General features: G+C 43.9%; 1 protein-coding gene. It reads right to left on the bottom strand.

The annotated features are described in order from the left end of the window. Window positions 1-290 precede the first annotated feature (290 nt). Window positions 291-1,292, bottom strand: a complete 1,002-nt coding sequence (locus tag AB4503_RS24120) for an IS110 family transposase (RefSeq protein ID WP_110957886.1) — start codon at window positions 1,290-1,292, stop codon at window positions 291-293. Window positions 1,293-1,427: the final 135 nt, after the last annotated feature.

Raw genomic sequence — 1,427 nt, 5'->3', positions numbered from 1 at the left:
TGTTCATCATACTGACTTATATGAACGCTTCCCCATTTGCTAGGTCATCATTGAGTTATTTTCAAACATGGTTAGGTGGCAGTTTTATATTCGGTCTACATTGGCAGACATTCTGCCGACCCTAATGATTTCCGCAGCCTTATTCCTCATTTCCCTAGCGAGCTTAATGCTCTGGTCAGTATTCAGGTTTTATAAGGCTTGGTCTTACCTGTTTGTCATTACTCTTTGATACACCTTGGCAAATTTTCTGCGAACATCCTGTGTTAGTTTAAATTAGTAGTCAGTCTTGCTTAACAAGGCTGATATTCGGTTTGGTTGGCCACTAATGCCCAAACGGTTCGAGCTATCTTGTTAGCTAACGCAACCGTCACGACATTTTTCGGTCGTCTTGCTTGCAAAGACACGAGCCATTCACTTTTTTCTTTACTATGGGTCATCACTGCTCGCGCCCCATGGATAAGCAAAGTACGTAAATACACATCGCCTCGTTTGCTGATCCCGTGTAAGTGCACTCGACCTCCCGTTCCTGTTTGTCGTGGAACCATGCCTACCCATGCTGCAAATTCTCGACTGGATTTAAACGCTGACGCATCCCCCATGGAAGCGATAAGTGCCGTGGCAGTGAGTGGTCCAATACCTGGTACTTTGGCGATACGCTGACAATCTTCATCGTGCTTAAACCAGCTTTGGATTTGTTTTTCCAGTTGTTTAATATCTTCGTCCAACTGAGTTAATCGTTCCACTTGAACCTGTAAGGCACACATAAAGGCACTTGGCGTATCCTCTTCCAGTTTTGCTAAACAATCTGGTAGCTTTTCCTTAAATGCTTGCTTGCCTTTTGGCATCACTAGGCCAAATTCGGTCAACAAACCGCGTATCGAGTTTATTTGCGCCGTCCTATGTTTAACCAGCAGTTCTCGCATGCGATGAATGCTAAGAATCGCTTGCTGCTCTTCAGTTTTTACTGCAATAAACTTCATGTCTGGTTGTTGCATGGCCGTCCATATCGCACGAGCATCTACCACATCATTTTTATTGCCATAAACGAAAGGTTTGACTTTCTTTGCTGGCAACAGCTTCACGGTATGACCCATTTCTTTAAACAGTCTTCCCCAGTGGTGAGCACCACCACAAGCTTCCATTCCTATCATTGATGGTTGTTGGTTGGCAAAGTACTGAACAAAATCTTTTCGCTTCACTTTGTCAGAGTGAATTTCACCGGTTTCTTGATCGACCCAGTGAATTTGAAAAACTTGTTTTGCGATGTCAACACCAAATACGTTACTGTTCATGTTGGATACTCCCAATGTCGATTGTTCACTAAATTGAACCATATTGGGCACTTTGATGCCGTGACAGGGAGTATCCTTCCTCGTCAATCGAATCATCGTCAGCCTCCGTAGGTTGGGGAGGCGTTCATATCATTT

Source organism: Vibrio sp. 10N.222.55.B11, from assembly GCF_041473705.1.
GTDB lineage: Bacteria > Pseudomonadota > Gammaproteobacteria > Enterobacterales > Vibrionaceae > Vibrio > Vibrio crassostreae_C.
The sequence above is the reverse complement of the archived record's forward strand: the minus strand, read 5'-3'. Positions and strand labels throughout refer to the sequence as shown.

What these genes read in the sequence shown, in the direction of transcription:
- AB4503_RS24120 (WP_110957886.1), bottom strand. Translation starts at nt 1,292, where the DNA reads ATGAACAGTAACGTATTTGGTGTTGACATCGCAAAACAAGTTTTTCAA.